At 68.2% G+C, this 20166-nt stretch carries 12 protein-coding genes, 1 tRNA gene and 1 pseudogene; 7 read left to right on the forward strand and 7 right to left on the reverse strand.

The features are described 5' to 3' along the window. Positions 1-21: 21 nt before the first annotated feature. Genes G6N59_RS13955 through G6N59_RS13975 form a run of 5 tightly spaced genes read left to right on the forward strand, consistent with a single transcriptional unit; the run spans position 22 to position 7529 of the window. Positions 22-3906: a Pls/PosA family non-ribosomal peptide synthetase gene (locus tag G6N59_RS13955; RefSeq protein WP_138232849.1), complete on the forward strand. Its 3885-nt coding sequence runs from the start codon at positions 22-24 to the stop codon at positions 3904-3906. Continuing rightward, positions 3903-5237, forward strand: coding sequence for a M1 family metallopeptidase (locus tag G6N59_RS13960; RefSeq protein ID WP_138232850.1), 1335 nt, complete (start codon positions 3903-3905; stop codon positions 5235-5237). Before G6N59_RS13955 ends, G6N59_RS13960 begins: the two co-directional genes overlap by 4 nt. Beyond that, positions 5234-6442: a hypothetical protein gene (locus tag G6N59_RS13965; protein ID WP_138232851.1), complete on the forward strand. Its 1209-nt coding sequence runs from the start codon at positions 5234-5236 to the stop codon at positions 6440-6442. The genes G6N59_RS13960 and G6N59_RS13965 overlap by 4 nt, the downstream gene beginning before the upstream one ends. Before the next feature lie 21 nt (positions 6443-6463). After that, on the forward strand, positions 6464-7156 hold the full coding sequence (locus G6N59_RS13970; RefSeq protein ID WP_138232852.1) for a polyprenyl-phospho-N-acetylgalactosaminyl synthase PpgS: 693 nt from the start codon (positions 6464-6466) through the stop codon (positions 7154-7156). A 13-nt stretch (positions 7157-7169) separates the two neighbouring features. Then, a complete protein-coding gene (locus G6N59_RS13975) occupies positions 7170-7529 on the forward strand; it encodes a DUF2304 domain-containing protein (RefSeq protein ID WP_138232853.1) in 360 nt (119 codons plus the stop codon). Here G6N59_RS13975 and G6N59_RS13980 read toward each other — a convergent pair. From G6N59_RS13980 to G6N59_RS13990, 3 genes are read right to left on the reverse strand one after another with little or no spacing between them, the layout of a single operon-like run. Beyond that, positions 7520-8122 (reverse strand): TetR/AcrR family transcriptional regulator, encoded by a 603-nt coding sequence (locus G6N59_RS13980; RefSeq protein WP_138232854.1) that lies wholly within the window; start codon positions 8120-8122, stop codon positions 7520-7522. The two genes, G6N59_RS13975 and G6N59_RS13980, sit on opposite strands and share 10 nt — an antisense overlap. A gap of 1 nt (position 8123) precedes the next feature. Beyond that, entirely contained in the window at positions 8124-9908 is a 1785-nt protein-coding gene (locus tag G6N59_RS13985; RefSeq protein WP_138232855.1) for an N-acyl-D-amino-acid deacylase family protein, read from the reverse strand. A gap of 57 nt (positions 9909-9965) precedes the next feature. Beyond that, a complete protein-coding gene (locus tag G6N59_RS13990) occupies positions 9966-10898 on the reverse strand; it encodes an NAD-dependent epimerase/dehydratase family protein (RefSeq protein WP_138232856.1) in 933 nt (310 codons plus the stop codon). Between the two features lie 51 nt (positions 10899-10949). Between G6N59_RS13990 and G6N59_RS13995 the strand changes: the two genes are divergently transcribed. Further along, positions 10950-12701: a hypothetical protein gene (locus tag G6N59_RS13995; protein WP_138232857.1), complete on the forward strand. Its 1752-nt coding sequence runs from the start codon at positions 10950-10952 to the stop codon at positions 12699-12701. Between the two features lie 169 nt (positions 12702-12870). On the opposite strand, the pseudogene G6N59_RS14000 reads toward G6N59_RS13995, so the two are convergent. The 3 genes and pseudogenes from G6N59_RS14000 to G6N59_RS14010 all read right to left on the reverse strand — a co-directional run bounded on the left by G6N59_RS14000 (position 12871) and on the right by G6N59_RS14010 (position 15535). Next, positions 12871-14059: pseudogene (locus G6N59_RS14000) on the reverse strand (IS481 family transposase). 110 nt (positions 14060-14169) lie between these two features. Then, positions 14170-14245: transfer RNA gene (locus G6N59_RS14005), tRNA-Thr, on the reverse strand. Between the two features lie 57 nt (positions 14246-14302). After that, positions 14303-15535 (reverse strand): DNA polymerase III subunit delta', encoded by a 1233-nt coding sequence (locus G6N59_RS14010; RefSeq protein ID WP_138232876.1) that lies wholly within the window; start codon positions 15533-15535, stop codon positions 14303-14305. A gap of 83 nt (positions 15536-15618) precedes the next feature. Here G6N59_RS14010 and G6N59_RS14015 point away from each other — a divergent pair, with 83 nt between their 5' ends. Continuing rightward, entirely contained in the window at positions 15619-17220 is a 1602-nt protein-coding gene (locus G6N59_RS14015) for an adenylate/guanylate cyclase domain-containing protein (RefSeq protein WP_138232877.1), read from the forward strand. A gap of 21 nt (positions 17221-17241) precedes the next feature. Here the strand turns inward: G6N59_RS14015 and topA are convergent, their stop codons facing one another. Then, positions 17242-20067, reverse strand: coding sequence for a type I DNA topoisomerase (topA, locus tag G6N59_RS14020; RefSeq protein ID WP_138232878.1), 2826 nt, complete (start codon positions 20065-20067; stop codon positions 17242-17244). Between the last annotated feature and the right edge of the window lie 99 nt (positions 20068-20166).

Here is a 20166-nt window from a genome sequence, read left to right on the forward strand (position 1 = left end):
AAGCCTGAGTAGTTTGTACCCGTGCATCAGGAGATCCCCCCGCAGTACGTGCGTTCGGCAAACGCACCGCAGGCCCGGACACTCATCGACATCCTCTACGCCACGGCCGACCAGTATCCCGATGCGCCCGCCATCGACGACGGCACCGTTCAGCTCACCTATGCCGAGCTGATCGCCGACGTCGAGGAAAGCGTGGCCTGGCTGGCGGCGCGGGGTATCGGTCGCGGTGACCGCATCGGCATCCGCATGCCGTCCGGCAGCTACGCGCTCTATGTGTCGATTCTGGCGACCCTCGCAACCGGAGCGGCCTACGTCCCGGTTGACGCCGACGATCCAGAGGAACGCGCCGCGCTCGTCTTCGGCGAGGCCGGCGTCGTCGGCATCATCACCGAAGAAGGCCTGGTCCGCGGACCCGGCTCGACCCGCGGCTGGCAGGCCGGCAGGCCGCTGACCCGCGACGACGCCTGGATCATCTTCACCTCCGGCTCCACCGGTACCCCGAAGGGTGTCGCGGTGACGCACCGCAACGCCGCCGCGTTCGTGGACGCGGAGGCCGAGATCTTCCTGACGGACAACCCGCTGGGCCCGGGCGACCGGGTGCTGGCCGGCCTGTCCGTGGCGTTCGACGCGTCCTGCGAGGAGATGTGGCTGGCCTGGCGCTACGGCGCCTGCCTCGTCCCGGCACCGCGCTCGCTGGTACGCAGCGGCATGGACCTGGGCCCCTGGCTCGTCTCCCGCGACATCACCGTCGTCTCGACGGTCCCGACGCTGGCCTCACTGTGGCCGGCCGAGGCGCTGGAGGCAGTACGCCTGCTGATCTTCGGCGGCGAAGCCTGCCCGCCAGAACTCGCCGAGCGGCTGGCCGTCGAGGGCCGCGAAGTGTGGAACACCTACGGTCCTACCGAAGCCACGGTCGTCGCCTGCCTCGCGCCGCTCGGTGGTGGTCCGGTCAGTATCGGGCTGCCCCTGCCCGGCTGGGACCTTGCGGTCGTCGACAAGGACGGCCAGCAGGTCGGCTACGGCGATGTCGGCGAGCTGGTGATCGGCGGCGTCGGCCTGGCCCGCTATCTCGATCCGGAGAAGGACGCCGAGAAGTACGCGCCGATGGAGACCCTCGGCTGGAGCCGGGCCTACCGAAGCGGTGACCTGGTCCGGCTCGAGCCCGACGGCCTCTACTTCCAGGGCCGCGCCGACGATCAGGTCAAGGTCGGCGGCCGCCGCATTGAGCTCGGCGAGGTCGACGCGGCACTGGTCAACCTGCCCGGCGTCAGCGGCGGCGCCGCCGCGGTGCGCAAGACGGCCACCGGCACTCCCCTGCTGGTCGGGTACATCGCCAGCGCAGACCCCGAATTCGACGTCGCGAAGGCCCGCAAGGAACTGGCACAGTCGCTGCCCGCCGCGCTGGTGCCGCGGCTCGTGCTGGTCGACGAATTGCCCACGCGCACATCCGGGAAGGTCGACCGCAACGCGCTGCCCTGGCCCGTCGACTCGGCGGGCGACGACAGCCCCGACCTGGACGGCACCATGGGCTGGCTCGCCGGACTGTGGCGCGACGTCCTGGCCTCCCCTGTCGATGGCCCCGGCGCCGATTTCTTCGCCCTCGGCGGCGGATCGTTGTCCGCGGCGCAACTCGTCTCACTGCTGCGCGAGAAGTACCCGCAGGTCACCGTCGCCGACCTCTACGACCACCCGCGGCTGGGCTCACTGGCCGGGTACCTCGATGAGCTCGACCCGCCACCGGTGGTCGAAACCCGAAGCGTCACACCGGTCCCGCTGACAACCCAGTTGATCCAGACGCTCGCCGCAGTCCCGCTCGCCACCCTGGCCGGCATGCAATGGGTCGTCTGGCTGGCGCTGTTGAACAACGTCGCTGCCACGCTGCACCTGCTGCCCTGGGCCCACACCGTGAACTGGTGGGTGATCCTGGTCGGGTTCGGAGTGTTCGTCACGCCGATCGGCCGGATGGGGATCGCCGTGTCCTGCGCCCGGGCACTGTTGTCCGGGCTGGAACCGGGCACCTACAAGCGCGGCGGCTCCGAGCACCTGCGGGTGTGGCTCGCCGAACGCCTCGGCGAGGCCAGCGGCGCCGAAAACCAGGCCGGCGCACCGTGGTTGGTGTACTACGCCCGAGCGCTGGGCAACCAGGTCGGCGACGGCGTCGACCTGCACTCGGCCCCGCCGGTCACCGGCATGCTCACCCTCGGTGACCGCTGCTCGGTCGAACCCGAAGTCGACCTCACCGGGCACTGGATCGACGGCGACCTCTTCCACGTCGGACCCATCAGCATCGGCAACGACGCCACCATCGGCGCCCGGACCACGCTGCTGCCGGGTGCCGTGGTGGGCAAGAACGCCGATGTCGCACCGGGTTCCGGTGTGATCGGCAAGGTCAAGGCCGGGCAGTACTGGAAGGGTTCACCGGCGGTCAAGTCCGGCAAGGCCCATCACCCGTGGCCCGACGAGCGGCCGGGCCGCGCGCCGATCTGGGTGGCCATGTACGGGCTGACGTCGGTGCTATTGGGCGGGCTGCCGATCCTGGCCCTCGCCGCCGGACTGGCGGTGCTGATTCTGCCGGTGCGCCATACGCATTCACTGCCGGAGGCGATCGTGCCGGTCGCCTTGTGGACGCCCGTCGCTGCGGTGGTCGCCATGGCGGTGTACGCGGTACTGACCGTGATCGGGGTGCGCCTGCTTGCCCTCGGCCTGACCGAGGGGTACCACCCCGTGCGCAGCCGGGTCGGCTGGCAGCTGTGGGCCACCGAACGGCTCATGGACGCCGCCCGCAACTACCTGTTCCCCATCTACGCCAGCCTGTTGACGCCGTGGTGGCTGCGCATCCTCGGCGCGAAAGTCGGTAAGGACACCGAGATTTCGACGGCGCTGCTCACACCCAAATTCACCGAGGTGCTCGACGGCGCGTTCCTGGCCGACGACACCATGGTGGCGTCGTACGAACTCGGCGGCGGCTGGATCCACGTGGCAAAGGCGACCGTCGGACGCCGTGCGTTCCTGGGCAACTCCGGCATCACGCAGCCGGGACGTCGGGTCCCCGACGACGGTCTCGTGGCCGTGCTGTCGGCGACCCCGTACAAGGCCAAGGCCGGCTCGTCATGGTTGGGCAGCCCGCCGATCCGGTTGCGCCGCCAGCCAACTGAAGCCGACGCACTGCGCACCTTCCACCCGTCGATGCGCCTCAAGATCATGCGGTCGACGGTCGAGACGCTGCGGATCGTCCCGGTGATGGTGACATTCGGCATCGGTGTCGCGGTCCTCGGCGTCCTGCAGGCGCTGGCCGGCGAATTGGGCTGGCTGTGGGCATCATTGGGCGCCGGGCTCGTGCTGCTGAACGCCGGCGCTATCGCGGGGGCCATCGCGGTCGTGGCGAAATGGTTGATGGTCGGGCGGATTCGCGCCGTCGAGCATCCGTTGTGGTCGCCGTTCGTGTGGCGCAACGAGGTGTCCGACACATTCGTCGAGACCGTCGCCGGACCGTGGTTCGCCCGTGCCGCCAGCGGCACCCCGGTGATGAACCTGTGGCTGCGGGCCCTCGGCGCCGTGATCGGCCGTGGCGTGTGGTGCGAAACCTATTGGTTGCCAGAGGCGGATCTGGTGACGCTCGGCCGGGGCGCGACGGTGAACCGGGGCTGCGTCGTGCAGACCCACCTGTTTCACGACCGCATCATGCAGTTGGACACCGTGGTGCTGGAAGCGGGCGCCACCCTCGGCACCCACTGCGTGGCGCTGCCCGCGGCCAGCATCGGTGCCGGCGCAACGGTCGGTCCGGCCTCACTGGTGATGCGCGGCGACGCGGTGCCGGCCTCGACTCGCTGGCAGGGCAACCCGATTGCGCCGTGGATCGGCAAGAAGCGCAAGTCGGGCAACCGACAGAAAGCGCAGGCAGCGTGACCCGGACGAACAAGAAAGACCGCAAAGACGTTGCGCCGGTGATCGATCCGTACCTGCCGAACAACGGCAACTTCGGATACCGGGTGTCCCGTTACGAGCTGGACCTCGAATACCGGGTGGAGAGCAACCGGCTGACCGGTACCGCCAGCATCACCGCGGTCACCCTGGCGTCGCTGCACTGGTTCACCCTCGATCTGTCCGACGCCCTGTCGGTGGCCAAGGTGGAGGTCAACGGCCGCAGGCCGGCCAAGTACCGCACCGTCAACGGCAAGCTCCACATCACGCTGGCCAACCCGCTGCCCGCCGGGGCCGCGATGAAGGTGACGGTGCGTTACGGAGGCAACCCGCGCCCGATCAAATCCATCTGGGGCGCAGTCGGTTTCGAAGAGCTGACGGAGGGCGCCCTGGTCGCCGGGCAACCCAACGGCGCCGCGTCCTGGTTCCCGTGCGACGACCACCCGAGCAGCAAGGCCAGTTACCGCATCGCGGTCAGCACCGACAGCCCGTACCGCGTCGTCGCCAACGGCGAACTGACGAGCCGCAAAACCCGTGCGACACAGACCACTTGGGTGTACGAGCTCGCCGAGCCGACGTCGACCTACCTCATCACGCTGCAGATCGGCCGGTACGAGTCGATCCGGCTGCCCAGGTCTCCCGTGCCGATGTCCGCTGCCCTGCCGCAGCGGCTGATCCGCAACTTCGAATACGACTTCGGCCGCCAGCCGCAGATGATGCAGCTGTTCATCCGCCTGTTCGGGCCGTATCCACTGTCCAGCGGGTACAGCGTGGTGGTCACCGACGACGATCTGGAAATCCCGCTAGAGGCACAAGGTGTTTCCATCTTCGGGGCCAACCACTGCGACGGACGCCGCAGCGCAGAGCGACTGATCGCGCACGAGATGGCACACCAGTGGTTCGGCAACTCGGTGACGGTGCGACGCTGGCGCGACATCTGGCTGCACGAGGGATTCGCCTGTTACGCCGAATGGTTGTGGGCCGAGGAATCGGGCTGGCGCACCGCCGACCAACTGGCCGCGCACAATCTGCAGAAGCTCCGTAACCTGCCACAGAACCTGCTGCTGGCCGATCCGGGTCCCGAGGACATGTTCGACGATCGCGTATACAAGCGCGGCGCACTGACCCTGCATGCCCTGCGACGCGCCATCGGCGACGCGAATTTCTTTGCCCTACTGCGCGATTGGACCACCCGGTACCGGCACTCGACTGCCGTGACCGACGACTTCACCGGCCTGGCCGCGAATTACACCGACCAGTCCCTGCGCGGACTGTGGACCGCGTGGCTCTACACGACGGAGCTGCCGGCGCTGTGAACCCCAGCAGTGTGGCGAGGGTCGGAGTCGCGACGGTGCTCACCGCCCTCTGCGGCTACGCGATCCTGTACCTCGCCGCGCGCGACCTGGCCCCCGCGGGGTTCTCGGTGTTCAGTGTCTTCTGGGGCGCGTTCGGGTTGTTCACCGGCGCGGCCAACGGGCTGCTGCAGGAGGCCACCCGCGAGGTCCGCATCGCACGGGGCGCCGAGCCCCAGCCGGGACCGCACCTGCAGCCGATCCGGGTGGCCGCAGGGGTGGCCGTCGCCGCGGCGCTGCTGATCGCCGGCACCGCCCCACTGTGGGCGCCTCACGTGTTCGTCGAGTCCACCCCGCTGAGCGTGACGCTGCTGAGCGTCGGCCTGGCCGGTTTCTGCCTGCACGCCACCCTGCTGGGCGTGCTGGCCGGGGCCGACGGGTGGACCCAATACGGCACGCTGATGGTGACCGACGCGGGCATCCGGGTCGCCGTGGCGGTCGCCGCATTCGTCCTGGGCTGGGGACTGGACGGCTACCTGTGGGCCACCGTCGCCGGCTCGATGTCGTGGCTGATCCTGCTGCTGGCCTCCCACGTGGCCCGGTCCGCGGCGGCCATCCACACCCCCGGGACACCCCGGGCCTTCCTGACCGGCTCGGCGCATTCGATCGCTGCCGCCGGCGCCAGTGCCGTCCTGGTGATGGGCTTCCCCGTGCTGCTGCAGGCCACGTCGCGGGATCTCGGTGCCACCGGCGGCGTCATCATCCTCGCTGTGACGCTGACCCGCGCCCCGCTGCTGGTGCCGCTGACCGCGATGCAGGGCAATTTGATCGCGCATTTCGTCGACAACCGGCGGCTGCGGGCCCTACTCACCCCCGCGCTGGTGCTCGCCGGATTGGGCGCGCTGGCGGTGCTGGCCGCCGGGCTGGTCGGGCCGTGGCTGTTGCGCACGCTCTTCGGGTCCGAGTACGCCGCGAGCGGTGCGCTGCTGGCCTGGTTGACGGCCGGCGCCGTCGCCATCGCCTTCCTGACCCTCACCGGCGCCGCGACGGTCGCCGCCGCGCTGCACCGCGCCTACGCCGTGGGCTGGGTGAGCGCCACGGTGGCCGCGGCGCTGTTGCTGCTGCTGCCGTTGGACCTGCAGACCCGCACCATCGTGGCGTTGATGTGCGGTCCGCTGGTCGGAATAGTGGTCCATCTGGCCGCGCTGGGCGCGATCAGGCGCCGCTGAGCGTGTATTTTCGGCAGCAACATGTCCCTTTATCACGACGTCTGGATCGTCATCCCCGCCTACAACGAGGCGAGCGTCATCGCCGACGTCGTCGCTGATGTGCGCGCCGTCTTCCCCAACGTCGTCTGTGTCGACGACGGCGGACGTGACGACACCGGCGACCGCGCCTTCGCCGCCGGGGCTCACGTGGTGCGTCACCCGGTGAATCTCGGTCAGGGAGCGGCCATCCAGACCGGCGTCGAGTACGCCCGATCCCGTCCGGGGGCAAGGATTTTCGCGACGTTCGACGCCGACGGCCAGCACCGGGTCAAGGACGTCGTGCGGATGATCGACCGACTGCAGACCGAGGACCTGGACATCGTCATCGGCACCCGGTTCGCCGACCAGCCGCCCGACCGCATGCCGGTCCTCAAGCGGCTGCTGCTGCCGTTCGTCGCCAAAGTCAGTCCATCCAGCCGCAAGCTGCACCTGACCGACGCGCACAACGGACTGCGGGTGTTCAACAAGACGGTGGCCGACGGGCTGAACCTCACCATGAATGGCATGAGCCACGCCAGCGAGTTCGTCACCCTGATCGTGGAGAACCACTGGCGCGTCGCCGAACAGCCGGTACAAATCCTGTACACCGACTACTCGATGTCGAAAGGTCAGCCGCTGGTCAACGGCGTCAACATCATCGTCGACGGACTGCTGCGCGGGAGGTTGCGCCGATGATCTGGAGTCGCTCATGATTTGGACGAAAGCACTACTGATCGGCGCGGTCGTCCTGCTGCTGGTGTATCTGTTCCGCTCCCGGCGCAACGCGCAATCCCGGGCCTGGGTGAAGGTCGGCTACGTCTTTTTCGTGGTGGGCGCCATCTACGCCATCGTGCGGCCCAACGACACCACCGTGGTGGCGCACTGGCTCGGCATCGGGCGTGGCGCTGATCTGCTGCTGTACGCGCTGGTCATCGCGTTCCTGTTCACAACGATCAGCGCCTACACGCGCTTCAAGGACCTCGAACTGCGCTACGCGCAGCTGGCCCGTGCGGTGGCGTTGGAAGGCGCGCGGGTTCCTGAACCCGACCCGCCGACCCGTCAGGTCTGAGTCTGAACGCCCAGGCTGCCCAACATCGTGGCCAGCAGCTGGATGCGGCCGTCCTCGAGTTCAGGCTGCGGCAGCACGGCACGGACCAAGGCGGCGCCGTCGAACGTGTTGACCATGACGGCGACGATCAGCATCAGAAGTTCCGGCGGCAACTGATCCGCCCCGGGCATCTCCTGCGCGGTCTCGTAGATGTTGCGGCTGTACTCGACGAGTGCGCCCTGCAGCGTGCCCCGCAGCTTCTCGTCGGTGCGCGCCGCCACCATCAGCTCATACATCACCGCGTTGGTGGCGTTGCCGCTGATGTCCCGTAGCGCGATCAAGGCGCCTTCCAGGGCGGGCCGGTCCGACGGGATTTCGGCGATCTGCTTGCTGAACTGCTCCAGCTGCCGCCGCATGACTTCCAGCGCGGTCGCTGCCATGAAGTCGCCCATGGTGGCGAAATGCTTGAACAGCGCGCCGTCGGAGACCTCGGCCCGACGCGCGATCACCGCCGCCGAGGCGCGGGCATAGCCGACCTCGACGATGGTCGCGATCGCGGCGTCGAGCAGCCGAGCCCGCGTCTCTTCCCTGCGTTGCTGTTGCGTTCTGGCCATCTCAGACCGCTTGCGCCACCGGCAGTTTCGCCCCGCGTGCCGGCAGGTAATGGCCGGACTTCACGGTCTCGCCGTAGCCCTCGACGAACTCGCCGTCGCGGAACACCACCCGGCCTCCGACGCCGGTCGCGACGACAGCGGAGTCGCTGCGGTTGACCATGCGGCTCAGCCCGCCGTAGAACTCAACCGAATTCTCGTGGTACGCCTCGAGTTCGGCGTTCAGCCCGGCCGGGTCGATCACCACGAAGTCGGCGCGCTCACCCTGACGCAGCGTGCCGGCCTCCAGGCCGAACCAGTCGGCGACCTCGCCGGTGAGCCGGTGCACGGCGTGCTCGGTGGTCATGAACGGACGGCCGCCCTTGTCGGCGTCGTGCACGCGACGCAGCATCCGCAGCGCGTAGTTGTAGAACGCCATATTGCGAAGGTGCGCACCGGCATCCGAGAAGCCCATGTGGACCGACGGTTCCTTGGCCAGCTTGTCCAGCTGCTTGGGCCGGTGGTTGGCCACGATGGTGGTCCAGCGGGTGTTGCGCTCGCCGTGCTCCACCAGGACGTCCAAGAAAGCGTCGAGCGGGTGGCTACCGCGTTCGTCGGCGATCTGACCAAAGCTCTTGCCCACCAACGATTTATCCGGGCATTCGACGATGGTCGAGTCATGGAAGTCGCGGTGCCACAGGGTCGGGCCCAGCACCTTCTTGTCGAACGACTTGCGGAACCGGCGCCGGTATTCCGGGTCGGCCATCAGCTTGTTGCGTTCCAGCTGATCACGCAGGTGCAGCGCCGCGGTGCCCGCACCGAACTCCTCGAAAACCGGGAGATCGATTCCGTCCGAATACAATTCGAACGGCACCGGCAGGTGCTGGAAACGCACCTTCGAGTTCAGGAACTTGTTGGCCAGGCGGGTCACCGGGCCCAGCACGTACACGGCCGCAGGCGACGACTTCGCATCGGCCGACACCAGCAGGCTCATCCGCACACCGGGACGACGGCCGAACCAGCCGCTGCTCTCCAGGAAGAAGTTCAGCGCCTCTTGCAATTTGGCGACGTTGGGTGCGCTCTGCAGAATGCGGCCGCGTCCCCGCAGCACCTTGATCAAGCGGCGGCGTTCGCGCCAGGTGGCGAAGGTCGACGGCAGCGCGCGGGAGCGGAAGCGGTCACCGTCGAGCTTGTCGATGGCCGCGTCCATGCCGGACATGCCGAGCATGCCGGCGTCCAGCGCCGCCTCGAGCCGCGACGCCATGGTCTCCAGCTCGGCGTTGGTCGGGGTGACGTTCCGGGTCGTCGCGCGCTCCAGACCCAGCACCGAGGTGCGCAGATCGGAGTGGCCCAGCAGCGAGCTGACGTTGGGGCCGAGCGGCAACGCCTCGAGCGCCTGCACGTACTCCGCGGGCCCGGACCAGGACCGGTTCTGCTCCAGCGCACCCACGACGAACTGGCGCGGCACGGCCTCGACGCGGCTGAACAGGTCGGCGGCGTCGTCGTTCTCGGCATACACCGTCGACAGCGAACACATGCCGAGCAGCACGGTCGTCACGCCGTGCCGGACCGACTCGCGCAGGCCCGGATCGAGGAGCACCTCGGCGTCGTAGTGCGTGTGGACGTCGATGAAGCCCGGCGTCACCCACTTGCCCTTGGCGTCGATGACGTCGGGGCAGCCCGCCTCGTCGAGCGGCTGTGCCGACACCGTCGCGACGACGCCGTCGCGGATACCCAGATTGCGCAGTTGCGGCGTGCGGCCGGTGCCGTCGAACCACAGGCCGTCTTTGACGATCACGTCGTAGGTCATGACCTGAGACTAGGACAGAAAGTGAGTACTCACAATCTTTTTCTGCATATTCGCAGGTCAAACGCGGAAGAAGTCCACCGTCCGGGCCACGCCCTCGGCCAGCGCCACCTTGGGACTCCAGCCCAGCACCTGCTGTGCACGGGCGATGTCGAGCTGCGAACGGCGCAGGTCACCGAGGCGCGGCGGGTGGAACTCAGGGGCGTCCGGCACGCCGACCGCCGCGGCGATGGCAGTGTGCAGCTGCGCCACCGACGTCTCCACCCCGGTGCCGACGTTGAACCGCTGCCCGCCGCCCGCTTCCCCGCCGGCGCGCACGAAGGCGTCGACGACGTCGTCGACGAAGACGTAGTCGCGGGTGTCGGTACCGTCACCGAAAATCTTGGTGGGCCGGCCGGCCAGCAGAGCCTGGCTGAAGATCGCCACCACACCGGCTTCACCATGCGGGTCCTGACGCGGGCCGTAGACGTTGGCCGGCGCGATGTGCGAGCAGTCCAGGCCGTACAGGTTGCGGAACATGTTGAGGTACACCTCGCCGCACACCTTGCTCGCGGCATACGGCGACGACGGATCCACCGGCATGTCCTCATTGGTCGGGTAACCCGGCGGGACGCCGTAGATGGACCCGCCCGACGAGGTGTGCACGACCTTGCGCACGCCGTTGCTGCGCGCGGCTTCGGCCAGTCGCACGGTGCCGACGACGTTGACGCCGGCATCGAACGGCGCGTCGTTCACCGACCGTGCGACGGAGATCTGCGCGGCCAGGTGGAAGATCACCTCCGGCCGTTCTTCGGCCACGATGGCGTGCAGATCAGCGTCGACGATGTCGGCTTTGACGAACTCGAATCGCTCGTTCTGTTCGGCTTGGGCGAGGTTGTCGACCTTGCCGCTACTCAGGTCGTCGAGCCCGACGACATCGTGTCCTTCGGAGAGGAGCCGGTCGACGAGCGTCGACCCGATGAACCCGGCAGCACCAGTGACAAGTGTTCGCACGGGGCAACCATACCGACGGCCGCTGCCAAGCGGCCCGTACAGTCGACAAGAGTGAACTGGGTCGCCCGAACTGCCGCCACACTGGTGGTGTTGCAGCTGATACTGCGGGCAGTCCTGGCATTCGGCGGCTATTTCTACTGGGACGACCTGATCCTGATCGGCCAGGCGGGCACCCACTCCCTGCTGTCGCCCGACTTTCTCTTCAACGACCACGACGGGCATGTCATGCCCGCGGGATTCCTGTTCGCCGGGGTCCTGACCCGGCTGGCACCCCTGAACTGGTTCTGGCCGGCACTGAGTCTGGTGCTGTTGCAACTGGTCGCATCGCTGGCGTTGGTGCGGGCACTACGGGTGATCCTCGGCTGGCGTCCCGTGCTGCTGGTGCCGCTGACCTTCGCCCTCTTCACCCCGCTGGGCGTGCCGGCGTTCGCGTGGTGGTCGGCCGGGCTGAACGCGCTACCGATGGCGGCGGCCATGGCGTGGGTCTGCGCCGACGCCATCCTGCTGGTGCGCACCGGGAATCCGCGGTACGTGTGGACCGGCTGCCTGGGCTACCTGGGCGGGCTGCTGTTCTTCGAGAAGTCCGCGGTGATCCCGTTCACGGCGTTCGCGGTGTGCTGGCTGCTCTCGTACGTGACGGGCACGGGCGGGCTGAAGTCCGTGTGGCGTACCGGCCTGCGGCTGTGGCTCGGCCTGTTGACCATCACGATCGGCTGGGTCGGGGTCTACCTGCTGGTGGTCAACCAGAAGCGCTGGACTCTGGACTTGCCGATGACATGGGAGCTGCTGACGCGGTCCGTCACGCACGGTCTGGTGCCGACGCTGGCCGGCGGCCCGTGGGACTGGCAGCGCTGGGCGCCGGCTTCGCCATGGGCGACGCCCGGTCCGGTGGTCATGATGTTGGGCTGGCTGGTGCTGGCCGCGGTGGTTGCGGTGTCGCTGCTGCGGAAACAACGGCTCGGCCCGGTGTGGCTGGCCGCGGTGGGGTACGTGGTGGCGTGCCAGGTGCCGATCTATCTCATGCGGTCGTCGAAGTTCACCGCGCTGGAGTTGGCGCAGACGTTGCGCTACCTGTCCGACCTCGTCGTCGTGCTGGCATTGCTTGCGGCCGTCGCGTTCTGCGCGCCGAACCGCAGTGCGCGGTTCGACGACTCTGCCCGCCGGCGCATCGTGGTTGCTTCTGCCGCAACACTATTCGTGGCCAGCAGCCTGTACTCGTGGGCGACCTTCCTGCCCAGCTGGCGCGACAACCCGACCCGCGCGTATCTCGTCAACGCCGAGGCCGCGCTCGCGGCGGCGCCCCGCGACGTGCCACTACTGGATCAGGAAGTCGATCCCCTCGTGCTGCAACGGGTGGCCTGGCCGCAGAACCTGGCCAGCCACATGTTCGCTCTCTTGCGGGCACGGCCTGAATTCTCTTCCAGCACAACCTCTTTGCAGATGCTCACCGCGACCGGCCAGCTGGTGCCTGCCCAGGTGACGTGGACCCGCACCATCAAACCCGGCCCCGCGCCCAACTGCGGCTACCTGGTGCAGACCGACGCGCCGGTCACCATGCCGCTCGACGGCCCGCTGCTGCCGGCCGACTGGACCACCGAGCTCAACTACCTCGCCAACAGCGACGGCTCGCTGACCATGTCGCTGCCCGAGGGCCGCGAAGCGCGGGTTCCCGTGCACCCCGGCCTGAACCGGGTGTTCGTCCGGCTGCCCGGCGCCGGGGCTTCGATTCAGGTGAAGGCCAACACGTCAGCGCTGTCGGTGTGCGTGGCATCCGGGCCGGTGGGGTTCCTGGCGCCGCGATGAACAGTCGGGTCGCCACTCAAGGGCGACGTTGAGAGTGCAACCACGCAGACAAAGTGCGAGTGACGGTGTGCGTAGTCGCACGGCCAACGAAAGATGTGGAGCCACTGTCGGGCTTCGGTTGATGGGTGACGGATCTGTGTCGGTTGATCCTTGACACTCGTGTTGTTGGTCAGGCCTGTTCGCGGTTGCGGCAGGCCTTCTTGTTTCGTACCTCGCCGGTGCTGTTGCGGGCGGCGGTTTTGACTAATTGCTCACCGACCCAGAACCGCAGCAGGTCCCCGTCGACATGCACGTCGCAGCGTTGCCCGGCCCAGTGCCTGCCAATGCTGACCTGCTGCCACGACACGCACACCACTCCGTTGGTGGTGACTCGCCGCGAGACCCAATCCGAGCCGTGACGCTGGTGTTCACGCGCCGCCTTGGAGGTCGACGGCGCCGCTGCCGGCGCTGCCGCGGTGAACCGCGCAGCCGGGGTGGCCATCTTCAGCGACTGGTGCGGCCGGGTGGTGTTGTACTCGAGCACCCACGCATCCAAGGCCCGCTGCGCCGCGTTCAGATTGGGGAAAGGCGCTGCAGTGGAAAGGAATTCGGCCCGCAGGCTGCGGTGGAACCGTTCGATCTTGCCGGTCGTGGTGGGTGAGCGTGGCTGGGTCAACAAGTGCTCGATGCCGTGCTCGCGGCAGATTGCGTCAAAGAGCACTTCCACCGGTGGGTGATTGAACCGGCCGGTGAACACCTTGCCGTTGTCGGTCAAGATCTGCTCCGGAGACCCATACCTGGCCAACGCATCGCGCAGCCCGTCGCACACCGCGCGGGTGCGTTCGCGGGCCATCAACCGAGCGCACACACATCCGGGAGTGGTCGTCGATCCCGGTCAGCGCCTTCGCGCTGGTCCCGTCGGCCAGCGGGAATCCGCCCACGACATCCATCTGCCACAACTCCATCGGCGCGCCCCGTTCCCAACGTTTCCACTTGCGCGAACGCCGATCCCGCAGCGCCGGGTCGATCAAACCGGCCCGCACCAACGCCCGGTAGACCGCCGATTCCGACGGCACCGGGGACACCTTGCGTTTGGTCAGCTCGAACACCAACCGCCGCGGCCCCCAATACGGGCGTGAGCGCCGCAACTCCAGGACGGCCGCCTCAACCTGTGCCGGCATCTGATGCGGACACGACACCGGCCGATGCGACCGATCAACCAACCCGTCCAAACCCTCGGCCTCATACCGGGCCAACCAGCCATGCACCGTCTGGCGCGACACCCCAGCCTTCTCGGCCGCCTGCGTCACCGACAACCCATCACTGATCACCGCCAGCACCGTCTGATACCGCTGCTCAGCCACGCTCAACTCCCTCATCTAGGGAGTGTCAAGGATCAACCGACACAGGCGTAAAGCATCAGCCGAAACACTGTCAGCCATCAACCGAAGACGAAACGTCAACCATCAACCGACGTCATACAAAGATGTGGAGCCACCCAGGGGAATCGAACCCCTGACCTATTCATTACGAGTGAATTGCTCTACCGACTGAGCTAGGGTGGCGTGCCCCACCGAGGCGGGGCGGGACGAGTCTACGGGACAGGCCCTGAGCCGCCAAAGTCAGCTCCGCTGTCCGGCCCGCAGCGCCTGTCCCACCGTGGCCACCATGGCGTCGACGGCGAACTTCGGCTTGACGTTGGTGGCCAGCGCCTCACGGCACGCCAGCACCGCCTCGATGCAACGCAGCAGCTGATCAGCGGGCACGTGCGCGGCCATCGCGGCGGCTTTGTCGGCCATGTCCGGATGGTTGGCCGAGGCCATACCCGCCGCCCCCGAGGACACCAGCAGCGCGTCGCGGAAGTACGTGGCCAGGTCGATCAACGCCCGGTCCAGCGCGTCGCGCGACGCGCGGGTCTGCCGCGACTTCTGCCGCTTCTCCAGGTCTTTCAGCGCGCCCGCGGCGCCCCGCAGCGCGCCCGCCGCGCCCTTACCGGTGCCGCCGCCGCCCAACGCTGTCTTGAGCTCCTCGGTCTCGGCCTCGTTGCGGCCGGCCGTCAGGGCCACCGCCTCGGCTTCCGCCGAGGCGACGAGCTCCTCGACCGCCGCGTATGCCCGCGCGGGTGTCGCGGCGTCGCGGGCCAGGCCCAGGGCCCGTTCCCGGCGCGACCGGGCCTGCTCGTCGGTCGCCAACCGGCGAGCCCGTCCGACGTGTCCCCCACTGACCGACGCCGCCCAGCGCGCGTCGGACTCGGACAGGCCGTCGTTGTCGATCAACACCTGCGCGATGGCGTCGACCCGTGGCGTCGTCAGGGCCACGTGCCGGCACCGCGACCGCAGGGTCACCGCGATGTCCTCAGGATCGACGGACGGCGCGCACAGCAGGAACACCGTGGATGGCGGCGGTTCCTCGACGACCTTCAGCAGCGCATTGGCCGCGCCTTCGGTGAGCCGGTCGGCATCTTCGACCACGACGATCTGCCAGCGCCCGGTTCCGGGCCGCCGCGACGCGGTCTGCACGATGGCGCGCATCTCGTCGACGCCGATGGACAGCCCCTCGGGAATGACGCGGCGCACATCGGCGTGGGTGCCCGCCATCGTCGTCGTGCACGCCCTGCAGGCCCCGCACCCCGGACCGCCCTCAGCGGCCTCCGCAGTGCACTGCAGCGCCGCTGCAAAGCACACCGCGGCGATGGACCGGCCCGAACCGGGCGGACCCGTGATCAACCAGGCATGCGTCATGCTGCCGGTGGTGACACCGCTGTGAGCCGAATCACCCCGGGCCGCCCGCGCTGCGGCCACCAACTCGGCTTCCACGGCATCCTGGCCGACCAAACGCGAGAAAACTCCGCTCATCGGGCCCCACAGTAGCCGTCGCCGACGACACGAACCTGCGCGCAGCGGCAATGTCCGTCGGCCCGGCCGGATACGGTTAGCGGGTGGCCACCGATGTAAAGCACATCGGGCGAATCAGGGGGTTCGTCCGATGGGTGGCGCGCACGCCCTGGCCGGTGTTCACGCTGAGCCTCTTGCAGGCCGACATCATCGGCGCGCTGTTCGTGCTGGGCTTCCTCCGGTTCGGCCTCCCCACCGAAGACCGCATCCAGCTGCAGGACCTGCCGGCGGTCAACCTGGCGGTGTTCCTCACCGTCCTGTTCGTCTCGTTCGTGGTGGCCGCGTGGCTCAGTCTGCGGCTGCTGATTCCGGTGATCCGCTGGCAGCGGCGCGACACCCTGCACCCCGGCGCCGACGACCCCGCCTTCACCGAGCTGGCCCGGACCCGGGCCCTCAAGATGCCGTACTACCGGACCCTGATCAGTGTCGGTAACTGGTTTCTGGGTTCGGTGGTGTTCATCATCGCCAGCTGGCCGGTGGCCAGCCGCTCGGCTCCCTTCGTCTTGGTGGCCAGCGCGCTCGGGGCCACCGCGACCGCGATCATCGGCTATCTGCAGTCCGAACGGGTGCTGCGGCCTGTGGCCGTCGCCGCCCTGCGCGACGGCGTGCCCGAGAACTTCAAGGCGCCCGGCGTCATCCAACGTCAGGTGCTGACCTGGGTGCTGTCGACCGGCGTGCCGCTGCTGGCCATCATCGTGGCCCGGCTTGCCGGCCAGTACTCGATCCTGGTCACCGCGAACGACAGGCTCAACACCCCGATCCTGTTGCTGGCGATCACCGCCCTCGCGATCGGCCTGGCCGGCAACGTGCTGGTGGCCATGTCCATCGCCGACCCGCTGCGGCAGCTGCGGTGGGCCCTGGGTGAGGTGCAGCGCGGTAACTACAACGCGCACATGCAGATCTACGACGCCAGTGAGCTGGGCCTGCTGCAGGCAGGGTTCAACGACATGGTGCGGGACCTGTCGGAACGGCAACGTCTGCGCGATCTGTTCGGCCGCTACGTCGGCGAGGACGTCGCCCGCCGGGCGCTGGAGCGCGGCACCGAGCTGGGCGGCCAGGAACGCGATGTCGCGGTGCTGTTCATCGACCTCATCGGGTCGACGCAGCTGGCGTCCACCCGGCCCGCGGCCGAGGTCGTGTCGATCCTCAACGAGTTCTTCCGGATCATCGTCGACACCGTGAACCGGCACGGCGGCTTCGTGAACAAGTTCCAGGGTGACGCCGCGCTGGCCATCTTCGGCGCGCCCATCGAGCACCCCGATGCCTCGGGCGCAGCGCTGGCCGCCTCCCGCGAGCTGCACGACGAACTCGTGACGGTGCTGGGCACCACGGAATTCGGTATCGGCGTGTCCGCGGGCCGGGCCATTGCCGGCCATATCGGTGCGCTGGCCCGCTTCGAATACACCGTGATCGGCGATCCGGTGAACGAGGCCGCCCGCCTGACCGAGCTCGCCAAGCTCGAGGAGGGCCACGTGCTGGCGTCGGCGATCGCCGTCAGTGGTGCGCTGGACGCCGAGGCGCTGTGCTGGGACGTCGGCGAGACCGTCGAACTCCGCGGCAGGTCCGCGCCGACGCAGCTGGCGCGCCCGCTGTCGCTGGCCTCACCGCGGCCGGCTGCGGACCGGGAAGCCGAAGCCGCCAGCTAGTCCGGCCTAAGCCTTTTTCGCCTAGGCCTTCTTCGCGGCGGCCTTCTTCGCCGGCGCCTTCTTGGCAGCGGTCTTCTTGGCCACCGTCTTCTTGGCAGCGGTCTTCTTCGCGGCCTTCTTCACCGGGCCACGAGCACGCCGGTCGGACAACAACTCCGAGGCCCGCGCATCGGTGATCGACATGACGTCGTCACCCTTGCGCAGGCTCGCGTTGGTCTCACCGTCGGTGACGTACGGGCCGAACCGGCCGTCCTTGATCACCATCGGCTTGTTCGACACCGGGTCGGTACCCAGCTCGCGCAGCGGCGGGGTCGCCGCGCCCTGGCGCCCTCGACGTTTCGGCTCGGCGTAGATCTTCAGCGCCTCTTCGAGCGTGACGGTGAACATCTGCTCCTCGGTGGCCAGCGAACGAGAGTCGGTGCCGCGCTTGAGGTACGGACCGTAGCGGCCGTTCTGCGCGGTGATCTCCTCGTTGTTCTCCGGATCGACGCCGACGACGCGCGGCAACGACAGCAGCTTCAGTGCGTCATCGAGCGTCACCGTTTCCAAATCCATTGAGCGCAACAAGGATCCGGTGCGCGGCTTGGGTCCGGTCGGTTTCTTGGTCTTCTTCGCGCCGGTACCGGCGTCAGGCTCCTCCGGCGGCGCCGGCAGCACCTCGGTGACGTAGGGCCCGTAGCGCCCGTCCCTGGCGACGATCTCGTGCCCGGTCGCCGGATCGACACCCAGGACGCGGCCCTCTTGCGGTGTGGCGAAAAGCTTTTCGGCCAGCTCGAGGGTGAGCTCGTCGGGCGTCAGATCGTCATTCAGGTTGGCGCGCTGCGGCTTCAACTCGCCCGGGTTCTCGTCGTCGGCGATCATCCGCTCCAGGTACGGCCCGTTACGGCCGACACGGACGTTGATGGCGCGACCTTCGGCGTCATCGAACAGCTTGATGGAGTTGACTTCTCGCGCGTCGATACCTTCAAGGTTGACGCCGACGAGCTTCTTCAGGCCACCCTCACGGGCCACCGAGCCTTCGACGCCGTGCTCGCCGCCGAAGTAGAAATTCGACAACCAGTTGGTGCGCTGCTCGTTTCCGGCGGCGATCTCGTCGAGCTCATCTTCCATGGCAGCGGTGAAGTCGTAGTCGACCAGTCGCCCGAAGTGCTGTTCCAGCAGCCCGATGACGGCGAACGCCACCCACGCCGGCACCAGCGCGCTGCCCTTTTTATAGATGTAGCCACGGTCCTGGATGGTCTTGATGATCGACGAGTACGTCGACGGGCGACCGATGCCCAGGTCTTCCAGCGCCTTGATCAGCGAGGCCTCGGTGTACCGGGCCGGCGGGTTGGTGGTGTGCCCGTCGGCGGTGAGCTCGGCGGCATCCACGCGCTGACCCTGGGTCAGGTTCGGCAACCGGCTCTCGGCGTCGTCGGCCTCGCCGCCGGCCTGCTCGTCCAGGCTCTCCACGTAGGCCTTCAGGAAGCCCGCGAAGGTGATGGTGCGGCCGGAAGCGCTGAAGACGACCTGCTCGCCCGTCCGAGCTGTACCCGAGATCCGCAGCGACAGCGTCGTGCCACGGGCATCGGCCATCTGGGAGGCGACGGTGCGCTGCCAGATCAGCTCGTACAACCGGAACTCGTCGGTGTCCAGGGCGCCGTGCAGCTGGCCCGGGGTCTGGAAGACGTCACCGGCGGGGCGGATGGCCTCGTGCGCCTCCTGGGCGTTCTTGACCTTGCGGGTGTACTGCCGCGGCGTCGGGTGGACGTACTCCGGGCCGTAGAGCTGCCCGGCCTGGGTGCGCGCGGCGTTGATGGCCGACTCCGACAGCGTCGTGGAGTCGGTACGCATGTAGGTGATGTAGCCGTTTTCGTACAGTCGCTGCGCGATGCTCATGGTGCGCTCGGAGGAGAACCGCAGCTTGCGGCCGGCTTCCTGCTGCAGCGTCGATGTCATGAACGGCGCGTAGGGCTTGCGGGTATACGGCTTCTGCTCCACCGAGCTGACGGTCAGCGACTCGCCACGCAGCCCCGCGGCCAGCGCACCTGCGGCCGCCTCGTCGAGCACCAGCACCTCGTCGGGCTTCTTGACCGCGCCGAGGGAGTCGAAATCACGACCGGTGGCGACCCGGCGGCCGTCGACGGTGTTGAGCTTGGCGGTGAATCTGGGCGGAGACGCTTCGGGGTCGGACACGCTGGCGTCCAGCTCAGCGCTGACGTCCCAGTAGCCGGCGCTACGGAACGCCATGCGTTCGCGCTCGCGCTGGACGATGATCCGGGTCGCGACGGACTGCACCCGGCCCGCTGACAGCTTCGGCGCGACCTTCTTCCACAGCACCGGGCTGACTTCGTAGCCGTAGAGGCGGTCGAGGATGCGGCGGGTCTCCTGGGCATCGACCAGGGCAATGTCCAGGTCGCGCGGGTTCTCGGCGGCCGCGCGGATCGCCGGCTCGGTGATCTCGTGGAACACCATGCGCCGGACCGGCACCTTGGGTTTGAGCGTCTCGAGCAGATGCCACGCGATGGCCTCGCCCTCGCGGTCACCGTCCGTCGCGAGATAGAGCTCGTCGACGCCCTTGAGCAGGTCCTTGAGCTCGGTGACCGTGCTCTTCTTATCCGGGCTGACGATGTACAGCGGCTCGAAGTTGTCGTCGACGTTCACGCCGAGGCGGGCCCAGGCCTCACCTTTATATTTGGCCGGCACGTCCGCGGCGTTGCGCGGGAGGTCGCGAATGTGTCCGCGCGACGATTCAACGACATAGTTGGAGCCGAGGTAACCGGCAATCTTGCGCGCCTTGGTAGGCGACTCGACTATGACGAGTCGCCGGACCCGGCTGCCGCTACCGGCACCATCGAGGTCAGCCACCGTATCTATCCGCTCCACTTCTTAGGTCTGCGTTACGACACCGAATGAATGCCTAACGGTCATCCGGTTCTAAGGCAAGTCACAATTTGACACTCCGCG

Source organism: Mycolicibacterium aubagnense (assembly GCF_010730955.1).
Taxonomy (GTDB): Bacteria; Actinomycetota; Actinomycetes; order Mycobacteriales; family Mycobacteriaceae; genus Mycobacterium; species Mycobacterium aubagnense.

Excerpts from the sequence above, each read along its gene's own strand:
- G6N59_RS13970 (WP_138232852.1), top strand. The coding sequence starts at position 6,464 with ATGTCCCTTTATCACGACGTCTGGATCGTCATCCCCGCCTACAACGAG.
- G6N59_RS13975 (WP_138232853.1), top strand. The coding sequence starts at position 7,170 with ATGATTTGGACGAAAGCACTACTGATCGGCGCGGTCGTCCTGCTGCTG.
- G6N59_RS13980 (WP_138232854.1), bottom strand. The coding sequence starts at position 8,122 with ATGGCCAGAACGCAACAGCAACGCAGGGAAGAGACGCGGGCTCGGCTG.
- G6N59_RS13985 (WP_138232855.1), bottom strand. The coding sequence starts at position 9,908 with ATGACCTACGACGTGATCGTCAAAGACGGCCTGTGGTTCGACGGCACC.
- G6N59_RS14010 (WP_138232876.1), bottom strand. The coding sequence starts at position 15,535 with ATGAGCGGAGTTTTCTCGCGTTTGGTCGGCCAGGATGCCGTGGAAGCC.